General features: G+C 60.9%; 16 protein-coding genes. 7 read left to right on the top strand and 9 right to left on the bottom strand.

From position 1 onward, the window contains the following. Positions 1-58 precede the first annotated feature (58 nt). Positions 59-670: a hypothetical protein gene (locus VGI36_15125; protein ID HEY2486480.1), complete on the top strand. Its 612-nt coding sequence runs from the start codon at positions 59-61 to the stop codon at positions 668-670. 91 nt (positions 671-761) lie between these two features. Continuing rightward, positions 762-1226 carry a hypothetical protein gene (locus VGI36_15120; protein HEY2486479.1) on the top strand — a complete coding sequence of 155 codons (465 nt, stop codon included), beginning with the start codon at positions 762-764 and terminating at the stop codon, positions 1224-1226. A 314-nt stretch (positions 1227-1540) separates the two neighbouring features. Here VGI36_15120 and VGI36_15115 read toward each other — a convergent pair whose 3' ends face one another. Together VGI36_15115 and VGI36_15110 are read right to left on the bottom strand one after the other, a co-directional pair. Continuing rightward, positions 1541-2608 (bottom strand): sugar phosphate nucleotidyltransferase, encoded by a 1068-nt coding sequence (locus VGI36_15115; GenBank protein HEY2486478.1) that lies wholly within the window; start codon positions 2606-2608, stop codon positions 1541-1543. Positions 2609-2614: 6 nt separating this feature from the next. Further along, positions 2615-3970, bottom strand: a complete 1356-nt coding sequence (locus tag VGI36_15110; protein HEY2486477.1) for a phosphomannomutase/phosphoglucomutase — start codon at positions 3968-3970, stop codon at positions 2615-2617. Between the two features lie 139 nt (positions 3971-4109). On the opposite strand from VGI36_15110, the gene VGI36_15105 reads away from it, so the two are divergent. Together VGI36_15105 and VGI36_15100 are read left to right on the top strand one after the other, a co-directional pair. Beyond that, positions 4110-4838 (top strand): SDR family oxidoreductase, encoded by a 729-nt coding sequence (locus tag VGI36_15105; protein ID HEY2486476.1) that lies wholly within the window; start codon positions 4110-4112, stop codon positions 4836-4838. Positions 4839-4851: 13 nt separating this feature from the next. After that, positions 4852-5727 (top strand): CPBP family intramembrane glutamic endopeptidase, encoded by an 876-nt coding sequence (locus VGI36_15100; GenBank protein ID HEY2486475.1) that lies wholly within the window; start codon positions 4852-4854, stop codon positions 5725-5727. Here VGI36_15100 and VGI36_15095 read toward each other — a convergent pair. Then, positions 5668-6792, bottom strand: a complete 1125-nt coding sequence (locus VGI36_15095) for a lysophospholipid acyltransferase family protein (protein HEY2486474.1) — start codon at positions 6790-6792, stop codon at positions 5668-5670. The genes VGI36_15100 and VGI36_15095 overlap by 60 nt on opposite strands. Positions 6793-6802: 10 nt before the next feature. Further along, complete coding sequence (gene glgC, locus VGI36_15090; protein ID HEY2486473.1) at positions 6803-8041, bottom strand: glucose-1-phosphate adenylyltransferase; 1239 nt, start codon at positions 8039-8041, stop codon at positions 6803-6805. Positions 8042-8430: 389 nt separating this feature from the next. Between glgC and VGI36_15085 the strand changes: the two genes are divergently transcribed. Further along, a complete protein-coding gene (locus VGI36_15085; GenBank protein ID HEY2486472.1) occupies positions 8431-8727 on the top strand; it encodes a hypothetical protein in 297 nt (98 codons plus the stop codon). Positions 8728-8887: 160 nt separating this feature from the next. Here VGI36_15085 and VGI36_15080 read toward each other — a convergent pair whose 3' ends face one another. From VGI36_15080 to rpsF, 5 genes are all read right to left on the bottom strand, one after another. Beyond that, a complete protein-coding gene (locus VGI36_15080) occupies positions 8888-9526 on the bottom strand; it encodes a glutathione S-transferase family protein (GenBank protein HEY2486471.1) in 639 nt (212 codons plus the stop codon). Between the two features lie 13 nt (positions 9527-9539). Next, a complete protein-coding gene (gene rplI / locus VGI36_15075) occupies positions 9540-9989 on the bottom strand; it encodes a 50S ribosomal protein L9 (GenBank protein HEY2486470.1) in 450 nt (149 codons plus the stop codon). An 11-nt stretch (positions 9990-10000) separates the two neighbouring features. Further along, the gene (locus tag VGI36_15070) at positions 10001-11026 is read right to left on the bottom strand and encodes a DUF2232 domain-containing protein (GenBank protein HEY2486469.1); all 1026 of its coding nucleotides are present in this window, start codon (positions 11024-11026) and stop codon (positions 10001-10003) included. Between the two features lie 12 nt (positions 11027-11038). Next, positions 11039-11269, bottom strand: a complete 231-nt coding sequence (gene rpsR / locus VGI36_15065; GenBank protein HEY2486468.1) for a 30S ribosomal protein S18 — start codon at positions 11267-11269, stop codon at positions 11039-11041. A gap of 205 nt (positions 11270-11474) precedes the next feature. Continuing rightward, positions 11475-11960 carry a 30S ribosomal protein S6 gene (gene rpsF / locus VGI36_15060; GenBank protein ID HEY2486467.1) on the bottom strand — a complete coding sequence of 162 codons (486 nt, stop codon included), beginning with the start codon at positions 11958-11960 and terminating at the stop codon, positions 11475-11477. Between the two features lie 570 nt (positions 11961-12530). Here rpsF and VGI36_15055 point away from each other — a divergent pair. Together VGI36_15055 and VGI36_15050 are read left to right on the top strand one after the other, a co-directional pair. Then, positions 12531-12695, top strand: a complete 165-nt coding sequence (locus tag VGI36_15055; GenBank protein HEY2486466.1) for a hypothetical protein — start codon at positions 12531-12533, stop codon at positions 12693-12695. Positions 12696-12813: 118 nt separating this feature from the next. Next, positions 12814-13902 carry a cyclase family protein gene (locus VGI36_15050; protein ID HEY2486465.1) on the top strand — a complete coding sequence of 363 codons (1089 nt, stop codon included), beginning with the start codon at positions 12814-12816 and terminating at the stop codon, positions 13900-13902. Positions 13903-14003: the final 101 nt, after the last annotated feature.

Here is a 14003-nt window from a genome sequence, read left to right as displayed (position 1 = left end):
CGCCACCGATGATATGAAAGTGGATGAAGCTCTCAAAGGGCCGTGACCACTCGTTCAAATGCCCACCAGCCCTAAAGCGGGACCACCATCAGACAAGCTGCCCGCCTTTTTCTATCGTCTTCCCCCGCATGCACAGCGTTGTTATCTGGAGAGCGACTCGATCACTCGGTATCAATTTGTTCCCGATGCTGCCGCGGGCAAATCGGTCGCCGGCTTGACGCGCGCTCTAGCAAAAGGCAATCCGAGCGACACCGAACATGCGGTACGAGCAGTTGCATGCGAGATCTGCCGCCTAGCGGGTGTACCGGACGTGGCTGTCGATGTACGCGAGGTGCGCCCTAAGAATACACGGGGGGAACTTCACGGACTCTTCTATCCGTCGGATCCGCGCAAGCGGACGCTACCCCGGATCGTGCTCTGGATGCGCACCGCGGAGCGGCGCGAGGTGGTAAAACCGCGGACTTTTGTGCGCACGCTGATGCACGAGCTGGTTCATTACTTCGATTACAGCGTGCTCAAGCTGGATGACTCCTTTCACACTCGCGGATTCTTCGCGCGCGAATCGTTTCTGGTACGCTCAACGATCGCTCCGCAGGAACCACCAGAGACCGAGGGGCCGGCGCTGCTGCGGGCATGGCTTGACAGGCATAGTCGCGATACCGATAGGTAATAGCCGCAACTGGCCGCGCCTCTGGTGGAGCGTTTGATGCCTTAGTGGAGCGTTTGATGCCTTAGGTGATGCGGCAAGTAGGTGGGGGAAGATGGCATCGGCGATGGGATTTTTTGACAGGTTTCTACCTTCTTCAGACAAGACCGCTTTGGCCCAGCTGGCCGAGCTGGCGGGCCGCAAGGAAGCTTTGATAGATGGGCTCGCGCGTCACGCGGCTATGTGTCCCTATGGAACGATCAGGACCGGCCTCGAACGCATCGCGGCTCAACAGAGCGAAGGCTTTAAGGTCCTGCGAAGCCTGCTGGCCGAGCGCCAGATGTGGCCGCGCCCGCCCGAGTCCAAACCACACGAGGGATCCAACAACTGGGAACGCCTCAACCATGACCTTGCGATGTTGGGCACGGTCGTCAGTGGAATTCAGAGAGCTTCCAGGGTGTGGGAAGGAATTGACTCGGCGACAGCCGAGAAGCTCCTGGCGATCGCGATCGCCGATGGTGAAGCGCAAAATCAGTTGCGCGCGCTCGCGCTCAAGTGCGATCCGCAGGCGCTCGACTAAAACCGCGGAAATTGCGAATTCAGGGGCAGGGAGGCCCGGCCGGAACCCAATGCTGCCAGTGCCTGGGCCGGTCCGGCCGTCGCGGCGACCTCTTCAACCTTTCTGCCTCGTATCGAGATGCCATGCGCGAATTCTCACTCTGTCGCCTGCGGCAACCTTGCGCGGAAAACCGCACCTCGTGTGCGCTCCGAGGTCGGCTACCGCTCAAGAGGTTGAACGACACATCCTCTTTAGTCTCTCGGGCTCAGTCGCCCCGAAGCCCCTCCACTCGAGGTCGAAGCTGAAAGACTTTCGCAAATGGGGGTGTCACGGTCCTACAGGTACTTGTGCAAACCGCGGCGGGAGAGTTCTTCGCTGACGCGGCGCAGGTCCTGCGACCTGGAGCGATGCGCCACCAGGACGGCATCGTCGGTGTCGATTGCCACGATGTCATGGGCGCCAAACAGCACCATCAAGCGTTTCCCGGCGTGAGCGACCACGCGATCCGAGTCGAGCGCGATAATGTTGCCGCGCAGAATCTTTCCTCCCTGGCCGCCGATCGCATGACGCAATCCTTCCCAAGAGCCCACGTCGTGCCACGCGAATCGCGCTCGCACGCCGAGAACCTGTTTGCTCTTTTCAACCACCTCGCGATCGAAAGAATCGAAGGCGAGCCGCAGGTAACCGCGCGCCACGCCCTTTGCGGGCATACTGACCAGCCGCCGCACGGAGCGGCGCAGGGACGGCACAATTCGGCGCAATTCGGCGTCCAGCGTATTGGTCGAAAACACAAACATTCCCGCATTCCACAGATATTTCCCCGAGCGAACCATCCGGCGGGCGATCGCAAGGGCAGGCTTCTCGACGAACCTCTCCACCACAAACCCGCGGCCTCGCGCATGGCCGACCTTCAGATAGCCGAATCCCGGTTCCGGATGGCTCGGGGGAACGCCGATAACAACGATCGATTGGTTACCCGCCGCCAGCCCGGCGGCCGCGGAGAGAGTGGCTCGAAATTGCGCGGCCGGCTCGATCAGATGGTCGGCGGGGAGCACCGCGATGACCCCCTGCCCGGCGCGGCGCTCGATGACCGCGGCACCGTATGCGATTGCGACTGCGGTTCCGCGCGCGGCCGGTTCGATAATCAGATTGGTTGGAGGAATCAGCCCTCTGAGCGCGCGGCGGAATGCGGCTGCATGCGAAGCCGCGGCCAGCACAAAGATGCGGGATGGCGAAGCCAGCGTTTGCAGGCGCAGCACCGTACGCGCGAGCAGCGTTCGTTTTCCGTCGACCGAGAACAGAGGCTTGGGATGCGACGCGCGGCTAGCGGGCCAGAATCGGGTCCCGCTACCGCCCGCGATTATCAGCGCGGAAAGCCCGGCGATCCGCCGCTGCGACGTCATGATCGGCTAGATCGCGCCCAGCTCTTTGAGCTTCGTCTCGAACAGTGATCGGATCTCCTCAAGCCGCTTCACGCTGTTGGCTTCGAATCGCATCACCAGCGCGGGCTGGGTGTTCGAGGCCCGCACCAGACCCCATCCATCGTCGAATCTGACCCGCACGCCGTCGATATCGATGACCCGGTAATTTTTGCGAAAGAATTCGGCCGCCCGGCGGACGACTTCAAATTTGCGATCGTCGGGACAGTCGAGCCGTATTTCGGGCGTGAAAGTGCTGCGCGGCAGGTCCGCGAGCAACGCGCCCAAGCCAAGCTGCTCGTTGCTCACGATTTCGAGCAGACGGAAGGATGCGTAGATGGCGTCGTCGAAACCGAGATAGCGATCCGCAAAGAACATGTGCCCGCTCATCTCGCCGGCAAGCGCCGCGTGCTCTTCCCTGAGCTTGCTCTTTATCAACGAATGCCCGGTTTTCCACATGATCGGACGGCCGCCTCGCTTGGCGATATCGTCATACATGCGCTGTGAGCATTTCACGTCGCCGATAATCGCGGCGCCGGTACGCTCCTTCAGAATCGAGCGGGAGAAAATAACCATGAGCTCATCGCCCCACACGATCCTGCCGTTCTCGTCGATTGCGCCGATCCGGTCCGCGTCTCCGTCGTACGCAATTCCAAGTTCCGCGCCGTGCTCGGTAACCGCCCCTTGCAGGTGCCGCATGTTGGCCTCGACGGTCGGGTCGGGATGGTGATTGGGGAAGCGGCCGTCCATCTCGATGAATAGTTCGATGACCTCCACTCCGAGTTGTTTCATCAGTGGCACCGCGATCACGCCCCCGCACCCGTTTCCTCCGTCGACCGCAACCTTCATGCCCTTCCGCAGCTTAAACTGGGAAAGAATGAACTCCCCGTATTCGGGCACGATGGGTTTCTCGGTGAGCTTGCCCGGCGTTCCACCAGCCTGAAAATCTCGCTTTTCGACGATCCTCCGGACGTTTTGAATCTCCTCTCCAAAGATCGTGGTCGGACCCACACCGAGCTTGAAACCGTTATACTCGGCGGCATTGTGGCTGCCGGTTATCATGACGCCGCCATCCATCTGCCAGTGCAAAACCGAAAAATAGAGCAGCGGAGTCGGAACGACCCCGATATCGATAACATTGATACCCGATTCCAGGAGACCCTCGAGCAATCGCGCCCGCAATGCAGGCGACGACAGTCGGCAATCGCGTCCTAGGGTTATGTTTCTTTTTCCCGCCCGGTGAAGGACCGTCGCGTAGGCGCGCCCGAGGTCGGACACGAACGCATCATCGAAATCATCCTCAACCACACCTCGAATGTCGTATTCGCGAAAGACCTGCGGATTCATCTCGATACCATCAGCCCCCCACGTGCCAAGTGCAGTCGGGGTGTTCGCCTTGCGCTCCCGACAGAGAAAGGAACTTATGGTAAGCAGTCTGTGCGAGTAGCGGGCGGTTCGCAAGCGCAAGGACCCCGCGGCTAGCTTGATGACCACCGATAATTCCCACCCGGTCGCAATCGTTACCGGAGCCGGCCGCGGAATCGGACGAGCCTGCGCGATTGCCCTGGCGGGTGCCGGTTTCTCGGTGTGCCTGGCTGCGCGCACCCGTGTGCAACTCGAGCAAACTCGCAGTGCGACCGGACTGTCGCCCGAGCGGTCACTGATCGTGCTGCTCGACCTCGCGCAGGCAGAGGCGCCGGCCGCCCTGTTCGAGGCGGCGCTCGATCTTCACGGACGTATCGATGTGCTGGTCAACAACGCCGGATGGGCTCCTGCCCGCACGCCCCTGCCGAAGCTGCGCGAAGACGACCTCGATCAAATCCTGGCCATCAACCTGCGCGCGCCGATCGCGCTCGCGCGCCTGGCGGCCATCCAAATGGCCGAGCGCGGAACCGGCACCATTGTGAACATCGCTTCCAACGCCGGCCGCCTAACGGCGCCGGGGGAAGCGGTGTACGCGGCAGCCAAGGCGGGCCTGTTGGCCTTCACCAAAGCTGCCTTCGCCGATCTCCGTCATCACGGAATCAAAGTGGCAGCTATCGTACCCGGTCTGGTCGACACCGGATTGATTCCAGACAACAAACGGTTGAATCGCGGTGCGATGTTGCGCGCCGAGGACGTTGCGGCTGCGGTAATGCAGATCGTCAACGCCCCGGCACATGCGTGCCCGGTAGAGATATCTCTGGAGCCGCAAGCCGACCCGATGAAACGATGAAGCACTTCTGATCATGCGGAAGTCGTTCACCGCCAAATTGGTTGTCGCGTTCCTGGCCGGATTGGCCACAGCCGTGGTGCTCGCTCCGTTCGTCGCCGTCGCAGTTGCCCGGCTCGGCTTCCATTTTCCATTCCCGCGCATTTTCGATCGGGTCGTAATGATCGCGCTCGCTCTCGTACTGATCCTTTGGGCACAAGAGCTCAAACTGGTTTCCCTGCTGCGCACCGGCTTTGCGGGGCCGGTCGCTAATTTTGCCTTCACGGCGCGAGGTCTCCTGGTGGCTTTGGGAGTCATGGTTGTGCTTTTTTTGGTCGCGAGCGTGATGGAAGGGTTGCCGTCCGCGGGCCACGCGGCCCGGTTGCTTCCGAAGTATGCTTTGTCGGCGGTGGTCATCGCAGTCATCGAAGAAGCCTTCTTTCGCGCGTTTCTGCTCGGGGGAATGCAGGGCGATTTCGGGTCGACCGGCGCGCTGATCGTAAGTTCAACGATCTACGCGCTTGCGCACCTGCTGCGCGCCCCCGCTCGCTTTTATGCGCCCTCCCTGGATTTGACCGCTGGAGTGCGAACTCTGGGCCTCAGTTTTTCCCAGCTGAGTGCCCCGCTCTCGGCGCTGCCGACCTTGATTGGGTTGTTCCTGCTCGGAGTCGTGCTGGCCGAGGCTTTTCTTCTGACCGGTACGGTGTGGTTTTCGGTCGGACTTCACGCCGGGTTCGTGGTTGGGGCGAAGCTCTGGCCCAAGATGATGGTCACCCGCCACGGGCTTCCGGGATGGCTCGCCGGCTGGGGAAGACAACCACTGATCAGCGGCGCGGCAGCGTGGGTAGCAGCGCTAGCCGTGCTGCTCTTGCTGCGAGCGCTGGCTGGTACGCGACGCGAGCGCGCGGCCTAAGTAACGTTTTCGAACTTCCCAATGATAGACCGGTGGGAGGTCGCGGGGTCGAGTTCGATAGCGGCGGTGGGTCCAGAGAAACTGCTCGGGATGGGCTCGCACGGCATCCTCGACCGCCTTGACGAACCGTCGCGAGTTCTCCAGCACGTCGGCGTCAGTGTCACCGGTGCGCTGAACTGAAATGGCCTCACGAATTGCGATGCGATGGTGGCGACGATCAGGTTGGCGTACCAGAAAAACCGGAACCACCGACGCCGCCGAAATCATCGCCAGGCGTGTGACCGCGCCTGCGGTCGCTGCCGGCTCTCCGAAGAAGGGGACAAACACCGCCTCGCTCCGTTTGGCGTTCTGGTCGTAGGGAATTCCTACCAGGTCTCCCTCCTTCAAGCCGCGCAGTACCGCGCGCGCCGCCGAGTGTTTGCGGATGATATCCACCCCCGCGCGTTCGCGCACGAACGTCATCAGCGCATCGCCGGCGAGAAAGCGCTGCGTATGATGGACCAGGCTTATCTGGTAGCCGTGCAGCGCGTGCGCGGCGAGCAACAGTTCGAAGTTTCCAAAATGCGCGGTCAGTACCAACGCGCCGGTTCCCGGCGTGCTTCTGAGCGCGCGAGCGAAGTGCGCGAGCCCCTGGTAGGCGACCCGTCGTTTGAGCCGCCGATAGAAGAAGCCCCCGAGTCGGACGTACTCGGCGCCCGACCGGCCGAGGTTGACGTAGGACTCGCGCAGGATGCGGCGCCGCTCACGCTCGCCCTTTTCGGGGAAGGCGATCTCCAGGTTTTTCAGGCCGATGCGCACGTGCCGGCGATCCAGCCGATAGGTCAAGTCCCCGAAGACCACGCCGAGGGGGTACAAAATAAAGTCCGGGATCAGGCTCAGAGCGTCGAGGATTGCGCGAAAAATCCAGAACAGCAGCTTGCTCTTGGTATCCAGTTCAAGCGGCTGCGAGCGGCGCTCCGCGCGCTTGCGCGGAAACTCCGGAATACCCGTATCGCTGACCGCGTCGTCGAGGGGGGACTTACCTCCCCGCGCAAATGAGTCTTGAAAGTCGATCGCGTCGGACAATTCGTTTCGCCTACAGCCGCCTGCGCTCGCGCTTGGGGCCTTTCGGAATCACCACCAGGCCCGAGTCGGTGACGAAAAAGCGCTGCCGGTCGCGTTCGAGGTCGTAACCAATCTCCTCGCCATCGGGCACGTACACATATTTGTCGATGATTGCGCGGCGGATTCGGGCATGGCGTCCTATTTCCGCATAGTCCATCACCACCGAATCTTCAACGTGACTGTACGAATGTATGAACACCTCGCGGCCCAGCACCGAGTTGCGCACCGTGCCGCCCGACACGATGCAGCCCTCCGAAATTACCGAGTGCAAGGCCTGTCCGCGGCGCCCGTTTTCATCGAAGACGAATTTCGCGGGCGGCTGATTGTAGTAAGCGGTCCGTAGCGGCCAGTGTGGATTGTACAGGTCCAGATGCGGCTGCGCGTCGCGCAGGTCCATGTTCGCCTCAAAATAGGCGTCCAGCGTTCCGACATCGCGCCAGTAACTCAGATTGACCTCGGAATCGCCACGAATCCGGTTGGTCATGAAATTGTAGGCATAGACCGGCACGCGGTCGATCAGTGACGGAATCAAGTCGTGGCCAAAGTCGTGCCGACTGCCGCCGCTCGTCGAGTCATCGATAAGTGCCTGACGCAAAACTTCGGGGTGGAACAGGTAGTTGCCCATGGATGCGAGGCATTTTCCCGGCGCCCCGGGAAGGGGTGACGGCGCGCGTTGTGGCTTCTCCTGAAACCCGACCACGCGCAGTCCCGAATCCACTTCCAGTACTCCGAACTGGCCTGCCTCTTCGACCGGCACGGGGAGGGTCGCGACCGAAACCGCAGCTTTGCGGTCGAGGTGGAATCTGATCATCTGCTGGATATCCATCCGGTAGATGTGGTCCGCGCCGAACACCGCCACCAGGTCCGGCTCAAAGTCACTCATCAGGTTGAGATTCTGAAAGATTGCGTCGGCAGTCCCCTGATACCAGGTCTCCCCCAGACGCATCTGGGCAGGCACCGGAATGACGAAGTGGTCCGGCAGCATGCCGCCGAACTGCCATCCGTCCTTGAGATGTTCGATCAGCGACTGGGAACGCCATTGGACAAGAATGTAGATCGCATAGATACCGGAGTTGACCAGGCTCGAGAGTACAAAATCGATGATTCGATACTTGCCGCCGAACGGGACCGCGGGCTTGGCGCGGTCCCGGGTCAAAGGGTGTAACCGCGTGCCCTGCCCCCCTGCCATGACCAATGCGAGCGTTCTCATCTTACGTCACTGGGCCGCCAGCTGTCCGCCACCAGGCTGACGGGAAGCATCAACAGCGGAGGACCGGCTCTTTCTAGCAAAAGCGCAAACCTGGAGACCACCAGTGAGAAATTAAGGTTCCCGTCTCTTCGGAGTGTCAATTTCTCGTATTTCGGTGCCTCAAAAGACGCAATTCGCCGGCTCGTCTGGTCAGCATTTCGGGTTCAATCCTGGTGACAGAGGCAAAGATAGGTTGATTTTAGGGCATTTTTGCTGCATCGCGCCGGTTGGCGTCGGGGAGGCACGGTGATTGCGTGAAACATTTTTCCGAGTTTAGCGTCTAAGCTGGCTAGAGAGTCCATAACAACAAGAAACTAAAACCTCCGCGATGATGAAGGGAGGGAGGAAACATGCAAACCGCTGTAAAACATGAATCTCGCGCAGCAACCGGGCACGGAATAGTGTACCGGACCACGTGTCAGAATCCGGGATGTGGAGTGACCTTCGATCTGCGAATAACCGCCGAAAATGCTCGGCTTTTGAGCGGAACCATCGCCTGTCCCCGATGCCGCCGGCACGGTGGGTTTCTGAAGCCTCAAGGGCGAATTGGGGAGAAGCTCTTTGCCGCCAAGCTCCTGTTTCGCGTGACCGGGGTAGGCCCCAGCACCCGGGACGATGAGGACCTTTTTGGCGATTCGCGCTATTAAGGATCGATCGGGGATCGAGTAAACTCCAGACCACGTCATCAGATCCGCTTTCCTATCAGCCCGCGACGAGCCACTCGTTTCCCTCGAGCGGCTCGTCGTTTTTTATCCGCTGCGCGTCCGATACGCGGTGCTGGCCGGGGACTTCACCGCTTCGCGATCATCAACCGGGGGCGCTGGGATCGGCGGAGACACCCTGCAAGCCCTGAATGCTCGGGCGTTCCAGCATCCGCCTGATCCATCCGTCGACGTTCGCGCGATTGGCGGAGGCGTCGATACCGACCTCGCTGAGAATCAGCAAGCGTGGCGCGAAGGCGACGTCGGCGACCGAAAATTCACCCGCCAGAAACTGCTGTCCCTTGAGCTCGTTGTTAAGGTAATCGAGCACTCGTTCGACGCCCTGATGGAGCCGCTGCAGGCGATTCTGATCGCGCTCCGCTTCCTGCTTGGACACTTCGACGATTAGCTGCCCGACCTGGGGCGTAAAGGACGTGTCGGCGAAGTCTTCGAACATGCGCGCGCGAGAACGCAGCGCACTGGATCCCACCACCGGCAAGACCGGTGGTTCGGGGTATTCGTCCTCAAGGTACTCGTTGATCATCGTCGAGTCGTAGACGGCCGTGTCATCGTCGACCAACACCGGAACGCGACCGAACGGGTTGAGTCTCAGGAACTCCGGGCGGCGCTGGTCGCTTTGGGTGAGATCGACCGATACCAGGTCATAGTTGAGACTCTTCTCGGCCAGTACTATGCGCACCTTCTGACCGTAGGGGCAGGACAGGAAGTCGTAGAGTTTGATCATATCCGGCAATTCCTTATTCGGCCGCGACCTCGACCTTCAAGCTTGCTTCGACTTCTGCTTCGAGCCTGATCGCAACCTGGAAGTCTCCAAGTCGCTTGAGCGGCTCCGGCAGATGGATCTTTCGGCGTTCGATGTCGAATCCTTTTTCGCGCAACGCGCGTTCGATATCGATGTTGGTGACTGAGCCGAACAATTTCCCTTCTTCACCCGCGCGTGCCTTGATTACCAGCGCGAGTGCTTCGACCTTTTCCTTGAGAGTGAGCGCGTGGCTTTTCTGGCGTTCGCGCTTGAGCATCGAGACACGCTTGTTGTGCTCGAACTCGCGGATGTTCTTCTCGTTGGCTTCCACCGCCAGGTGGCGCGGCAGCAGATAATTGCGCGCAAAGCCGGCACGAACCTTGACCACGTCCCCGGTTCGACCCAGGTTGGGCACGTCTTCGCTGAGAATCACTTGCACGTTCATGAGCCTGACCCTTAAAGAAAGTCGCCGTAGTTACCAGCCTCCTGGCTGGGCGGCTTGAGCCGTCGAAAATCGATCCACATATCGAACACGCCGGCGAGGCACACCACCACCGGAACGACAAAGTATCCGACCGCGGCAAACGGGTAGCCGACCGCCGCAACGAAAGGGTATCCGAGTACCACGAAGTAGATGATCGCGCGTACCACCGCGGGAACCGCTAGCGCCTGAAAGTAGAAAGCCATGATCGCGAGTCCCTGGCAGAGGTAAACCACCGCAAAGCACAGGAATGCGTTCACCGCGATATCGCGGACGGCGGCGATGGGAGCCAACATCCCGAATCCACTTGCGATCAGTCCCCAAATCAGCCATTCGGGCGCCGACCATCGCAGCAGGTCACCGAACAGCGGGTAGGACAAACGCTGTTTGCCCGTCCACCGCCAGAACACTCGCAGATTGAACATCACCGAGAGCGCTGCCGAAATCGCGACCAGCGCCGGAAGAATCCGAATCATCGAATCCAGCGCTGCCGCCTGTGCTTGCGGGGGCATCGGATTGGGTATTCCCAGGGAGCGATACCCTTCCTGACCCTGCACCATCATTTCGGAGAGCAGGCTCTGCACCGCCTTCACGAGTGGTACCGGGCCACCGGCTGCGATCACGGCGACAACCGCGGCCGCAGTACACATCGCACCGACAGCCGCTACCAAGACCATTTCGAACGGGCGTTGGAGCCCGATCATCGAGGTCATCACAATCGTCGCGACGCCGAAGGTAGCGAGGTACCTTCCGCCCACCATCAATCCAAGGCTGGCTCCGGCAAAAGTGGCGCTTAGCGCCGAAACCAGAAGCGCGGCTAGGAGCACACTGCACAGCGCGCGCAGATTTGCACCGGCGCGGTCCACCGCGAAAATCAGGATCGGTACCGGGGCCAGCAGCATCGCGATCTCACCAAACAATGGAATTGCTCCGGCTGCGAGGAAGAACCCACCAGACAGAGCAGCGGCGCGAACGCTCCCAATGACAACCTTACGTCCCATCTCGCGTTGCGTTCAGACCCCGAGGGTCGAAAATGGAAGCAGCGCGATTACCCGGGCACGCTTGATCGCCACCGCCAACTGGCGCTGATGTTTGGCGCAATTGCCGGAGGTTCGGCTCGGCACGATCTTTCCCCCTTCGGTGATGAAGCTGGATAGGGTCCGCACGTCTTTGTAATCGACCTTGAGGGTTTTGTCGGCACAAAAGCGACAGACTTTTCGTCGTCCGCCCGAGCGACGGCGCATTCCCGGCCGTCCTTCACCGCCGCGATCGCCTTCGCCGCGCGGCCCTCTTCCGCGCGCCGCGTCGTCACCCCGTGGACGATCGCCGAATTGTTCAGTCCTGTCATCTTCAGCCATGGTGTTTCCTTGAGTTCAGAAACTCGGGCGCAAAGTGCCCGTGCTCAAGTCGTTTTCTTTCTTCGGATGGTGACTTGGCGCGAGGTAAAGCTCATTGCGGGCGGTTGCCGCCCTCCGGCTCGAGTTCGCCCTCGTGTTCGGCGCCCAGCTCTTCGGGGGCATCAGGCGCCTCCGACGCTCGTTCGCGCTGGGCTGCAAGCGCAGCGGCGCGGGCCTCCGCCGCCGCCCGCGCTTCGGCCATCCGGCGGTTGCGCGCCTCGATCTCCTCGCGCACCTTGGCCGGCTCAGCGTTGGTATCGAGTAACACCGACAGGAAGCGCAGCACCGAGTCCGAGAGTTTCAAATTTCTCTCGACCTCGTTCATCACCGCCCCCTCCGAAACATAGTCGAGGCGAACGTAGTAGCCGCGCCGTTCGCCTCTAATCCGGTAGGCCAGCTCGCGCGAACCCCATTCGTCGGTTTCGATCAACTCGCCACCGCCCTGGGTGACGAAACCTTCGAAACGCCGGATCGCCTCTTTGATCTGTGATTCGCCCTGGTCGGGCCGAAGGATAAAAATAGTTTCGTAGCGCCTCAACTGCGCCAATCCTCCTTGTGGATTAAGCCCCACTATGGAGCAAGGAGCCGAACGCCCAAGATAACATCAGTCTGGAGCATCAAACAAGCAGCCTTCAAGCGGATCCGATAGTTCGTTTTCGCTTCTCTTGCCCCCTCCAGGCAGGGTCCGGCTTGCGATCGGAACCACTACTAGTCTAGTGAACCTAGACACTAGACGTAGAGGCACCCCGTCCATCTCATCCGCTTCCGGTTTACAACGACGACGGGGGGCCGTCGTCGCGCGGGAGAACACACGATGAAGACTTTGGGACTCGCGGTAGCGGCCGGCGTTGGTGATCGGCCAAGGTCACGTGGAACTTCAGCCGAAGCTCTGCCCGCAAGACTGGGAGATGCGCGAGACCTATATCGTCGAAGCAAACGTCAAGCCCAAGTCCTGGTCGCAAAAGCTCGGCGCCGACGAGGTCATCATTCCGAAACGCATTTTGTACATCGATTCGGAGGGCTGGTTCATAACCGCTTCGGACCATACGACAGAGAGGGCAAGCTCTGGAAGACCATCGCGACATTCAACGCATATGGCGATCGTCCGGTGCCAGACGCGAGGGTCGCGATCTACCCATTCAAGCGGATGTTTCAGACCGCGCTCGTGGATGAAGATGTGCAAGACGGCTTCTCCACGGTGGTGTACATGCCTGGCCACGAAACGGAAGAACGCCAGTGCTGGTATATCAATATGAGTATCGTTACGAAGTAGTTTCTCGATCCCTCACCAGCTGGGCCTCCAGGCCCACTGAGGCTCACTTCTGTCCCTTGAGATTAGCGTCCGAGTTGCTAAGAGAAGTGCAGTGCTACGTCGATGAGGAGGAAAGTTCGTGGCGAAATCGAAATCTAAAAAATCGGCGGTTAAGAAAGCCCCCAGGGCCAAACCGCGCTTGAAATCGGCCGCGCGCGCGGTCGCTTCGAAAAAGTCCGCGAAGAACCCGGCGGTGCGGCGTCCCCCTGCGCCGGCCGCACCCAAGCTCCCGCGCTACGACGAGTTGCCTATTCGAGCGGGCGCACCCCAGGGAGCAGCGTGGGGCGTCTTTGGCGATAGCGACGAAGTCGGCACCATAAACCTGCTCTCCCCGGAGCGCGTCCGCGCCGCCGCCGGCTCGATTCGCAGCGGCAAGGTGTTCGCGCTCAACCTGCCGATCAATATTCCGGACCCGCCGCTCTTCACGCGCGGCAAGCACACCCACACGGTGAAAATCTTCCCCAATGCGGAATTCGTCCTCGATGATTACCTGGACAACTTTTATCCGCAGGCATCCTCGCAGTGGGACGCTCTGTGCCACGTCAAGCACCCGATGCTCGGCGCCTACAACGGCATTCCAGATCGCGAAATAACCGGCCGGGGTGGCACGCGATTGGGAATCGACAACCTGGCACGTCGCGGTATCGCGGGACGGGGTGTGCTCGCCGATATCGCGCGCCACTACGATCGCATCGGCAAGAGCCTCAGCTACACGCAGGCGGAATCGATTCCGCTCGAGGACCTCGAGGCGACCCTGTCCGCGCAGAAGGTCAAGTTGCAGGCTGCTGATATTCTGCTGATTCGAATCGGATGGACCAGCTTCTACCTTTCCGCGAGTGAGGAGACCAAGGCCGAGCTCGCGCGCGAGACGGTGGTGCCGGGCATCGAAGGCACCAGCCGCATGGCGCGCTGGATTTGGGACCATCACCTGGCGGCGGTTGCGTCGGATTCCCCAGCGCTGGAAGCGCTGCCCAAGGGCGAAGGCGATGACTTCCTGCATTTCCACATGCTGTCGTTCTTCGGAATGCCAATCGGCGAGATGTGGAACCTCGAAGGGCTCGCCGAGGATTGCGCTGCGGACGGACGCTACGATTTCTTTCTGACCTCCGCGCCCCTGAACGTGCCGGGTGGGGTCGGCTCGCCGCCCAACGCGTTGGCGATAAAGTAGAGGCGATGGTCGGAGTCGTCGGCGGTGCGAACCGGGAATCGGGAAGAACGCCTAGACCCCTCTCTGCGCTGGGAAACTGAACCGTCCGCCAAGACTCGCGC

The organism is Candidatus Binataceae bacterium (assembly GCA_036495685.1).
Taxonomy (GTDB): domain Bacteria; phylum Desulfobacterota; class Binatia; order Binatales; family Binataceae; genus JAFAHS01.
This window is presented reverse-complemented; position numbering and strand designations above follow the sequence as displayed.

Bases quoted from the DNA above. Each gene is read 5' to 3' on its own strand.
- VGI36_15125 (HEY2486480.1), top strand. From the start codon at position 59: ATGCCCACCAGCCCTAAAGCGGGACCACCATCAGACAAGCTGCCCGCC.
- VGI36_15120 (HEY2486479.1), top strand. From the start codon at position 762: ATGGCATCGGCGATGGGATTTTTTGACAGGTTTCTACCTTCTTCAGAC.
- VGI36_15115 (HEY2486478.1), bottom strand. From the start codon at position 2,608: ATGACGTCGCAGCGGCGGATCGCCGGGCTTTCCGCGCTGATAATCGCG.
- VGI36_15110 (HEY2486477.1), bottom strand. From the start codon at position 3,970: ATGAATCCGCAGGTCTTTCGCGAATACGACATTCGAGGTGTGGTTGAG.
- VGI36_15105 (HEY2486476.1), top strand. From the start codon at position 4,110: ATGACCACCGATAATTCCCACCCGGTCGCAATCGTTACCGGAGCCGGC.
- VGI36_15100 (HEY2486475.1), top strand. From the start codon at position 4,852: ATGCGGAAGTCGTTCACCGCCAAATTGGTTGTCGCGTTCCTGGCCGGA.
- glgC (HEY2486473.1), bottom strand. From the start codon at position 8,041: ATGAGAACGCTCGCATTGGTCATGGCAGGGGGGCAGGGCACGCGGTTA.
- VGI36_15085 (HEY2486472.1), top strand. From the start codon at position 8,431: ATGCAAACCGCTGTAAAACATGAATCTCGCGCAGCAACCGGGCACGGA.
- VGI36_15080 (HEY2486471.1), bottom strand. From the start codon at position 9,526: ATGATCAAACTCTACGACTTCCTGTCCTGCCCCTACGGTCAGAAGGTG.
- rplI (HEY2486470.1), bottom strand. From the start codon at position 9,989: ATGAACGTGCAAGTGATTCTCAGCGAAGACGTGCCCAACCTGGGTCGA.
- VGI36_15070 (HEY2486469.1), bottom strand. From the start codon at position 11,026: ATGGGACGTAAGGTTGTCATTGGGAGCGTTCGCGCCGCTGCTCTGTCT.
- rpsR (HEY2486468.1), bottom strand. From the start codon at position 11,269: ATGCGCCGTCGCTCGGGCGGACGACGAAAAGTCTGTCGCTTTTGTGCC.